We start from the raw sequence: 2,142 nt of genomic DNA, 5'->3' as shown, positions 1-2,142 counted from the left end.
GATTGCAGGAAAGACATTTGCGCCGCAAACGCGCCTTCGGCCATAGCGGCGGTCTTCTCGTTGACCGCACGCGCCGTCTCCGTACTCCATGGCTGGCGGCTCCCGCCATCCATGGCCATCAACGGCAGCCGCATCATCGCCACCAGCGGCGCCAGCATCAGGTCGCCGCTGATGCTGGCCGCTTCTCGCGTCCGTCGGCTCTTGCCGGTTTCTCTCATGGAAACAAACCCCTTGTGGCGGCCGAATCAGCCGCTGCCCCACACACTACGCGCTTGTGATGGAATTCGTTCCCTCGCCGCTTCGGCATGGTCTCAAGGCTGGGCGCGCCCGCCGAAGAGCGCCCAGCCGAGGGGTCGAGTTCTACCGCTTGCGAAGATCGGCTTGCGCCAGATCCAGCGCCTTCGAGATGCGGTCGCAGGCCATATCGATCGTATCGCGGGTCCAGATCAGCGGCGGCGACAGGATCATCGTGTCGCCGGTGGCGCGCAGCATCATGCCATTCGTGATGGCGTGATCCCGCACGGTTACCGCCGCACTTCCAGCCGGCAGGAACCGCTCCTTGGTCGCCTTGTCCTTGACGATCTCGATCGCGCCCATCAGTCCGATCGAACGGACCTCGCCGACCAGATCATGTCCGGCAATGCGCTCCTGCAACGCCTTGGCGAAGTAAGGGCCGGTGTCGTTCCGGACGCGGTCGACCAGCCCTTCGCGCTCGATGATCTCGAGGTTCTTCAGCGCCACGGCGCAGGCCACCGGGTGCCCGGAATAGGTGTAGCCATGGTTGAACTCGCCGCCCTTCTCGACCAGCGTCGAGGCGATGCGGTCGCCAACCAGCAATGCCGACAGCGGCTGATAGCCCGAGGTCAGCGCCTTGGCCGTGGTGATCGTGTCTGGCTCGATGCCGAGTGTCTGTGCGGCAAACCATTCGCCGGTGCGACCATAACCGGTGATGACTTCGTCCAGCATCAGCAGGACATCGTATTTACGGCAGATGCGCTGCACTTCCGGCCAATAGCTCGCCGGCGGTATCTTCACGCCGCCGGCTCCCATGATCGGCTCGCCGATAAACGCGGCAACCTTGTCGGCGCCGGCTTCGAGGATCGCCTCCTCGACAGCCCCGGCCGCGCGCAGACCGAAATCATGATCGCTCTCGCCAGGCAGCGCCAGCTCATAGGCATAGGGCATCATCACATGGACGATGTTGGGCACCGCACCGTTGAGCTGCTTGTGCATACCATCCATGCCGCCGAGCGAGGTGCCGGCAACGGTCGAGCCGTGATAGGCCATCTTGCGCGAGATGATGCGGTTCTTCTCCGGCTTGCCCTCCAGCACCCAATAGTGGCGCACGAGGCGCAGCGCGGTGTCGTTGGCTTCCGACCCGGAAGAGCCGTAGAATACCTGGTTGACGTGCTTCGGCGCGATCTCCGCCAGCTTCTTGGACAGCAGCACTGGCGTCGGCGTCGAGCATTTGAAGAAGGAGTTGTAGTAAGGCAGTTCCTTCATCTGGGCATAGGCGGCCTCGGCCAGCTCGTCACGGCCATAGCCGATGTTGACGCACCACAGCCCGGCCATGCCGTCGAGGATTTCAGCCCCCTCGGAATCGTAGATGAAAGGGCCGTTGGCATGGGTGATGATGCGCGACCCGGCCCCGCGCATTTCCTTGTGGTCGGTGAACGGATGCAGATGATGCGCGGCGTCGATCTGCTGAAGCTGCTTCAGCGAATAATTCTGATAGGTCATGTCTGATCTTCCCTCTGGATTCTATCCGGCCAAGCCGGGGCGAATGCTTCAGAGGCAGAGAGGTGGCGAATAGCCGATGCGGGCACACAGCCGCAAAAGCTCGGCGCGCAGCGTGCGCGGTGACGGCGTCACCGCGACCCGCAATGCGCGAGCCTCAAATGCGTCAATCAACGTCCTGACGAGAGCCATGGAAGCCACCTTAGAGCAAAGGCTGCTCGAGGAGAACCACCCTTTGCTTGGCCCATAACTGAATGACTCTAGGCCTTGGCTGTCAGCGCCCTTTGCAGGAAGACATATTTCATCGCCGTCTGCGCCGCCTGCGGCCGGCGGTCGCCACGCCCGCCATGGCCGCCCTCGGTCTCCTCGAAGAACAGCGTCCTCGCATGGCCGGCTTCCTGCAGG

The 2,142-nt window shown here is 63.2% G+C and carries 2 protein-coding genes and 1 pseudogene; all 3 read right to left on the bottom strand.

Annotation, left to right across the window (positions count from 1 at the left end):
- A pseudogene (locus tag EN969_RS27960) lies at window positions 1–218 on the bottom strand (hypothetical protein); the annotation flags it as partial.
- Window positions 219–360: 142 nt separating this feature from the next.
- Complete coding sequence (locus tag EN969_RS27955; protein WP_013531202.1) at window positions 361–1,740, bottom strand: aspartate aminotransferase family protein; 1,380 nt, start codon at window positions 1,738–1,740, stop codon at window positions 361–363.
- Window positions 1,741–1,788: 48 nt separating this feature from the next.
- Entirely contained in the window at window positions 1,789–1,929 is a 141-nt protein-coding gene (locus tag EN969_RS27950) for a capsid protein (protein WP_082826679.1), read from the bottom strand.
- Window positions 1,930–2,142: the final 213 nt, after the last annotated feature.

The organism is Mesorhizobium sp. M7A.F.Ca.CA.003.01.2.1, assembly GCF_003998945.1.
Classification (GTDB): domain Bacteria; phylum Pseudomonadota; class Alphaproteobacteria; order Rhizobiales; family Rhizobiaceae; genus Mesorhizobium; species Mesorhizobium ciceri.
Note: the sequence above shows the minus strand (reverse complement) of the source record. Positions and strands in the feature narration are given on the sequence as shown.

What these genes read in the sequence shown, in the direction of transcription:
- EN969_RS27955 (WP_013531202.1), bottom strand. Translation starts at nt 1,740, where the DNA reads ATGACCTATCAGAATTATTCGCTGAAGCAGCTTCAGCAGATCGACGCC.
- EN969_RS27950 (WP_082826679.1), bottom strand. Translation starts at nt 1,929, where the DNA reads ATGGCTCTCGTCAGGACGTTGATTGACGCATTTGAGGCTCGCGCATTG.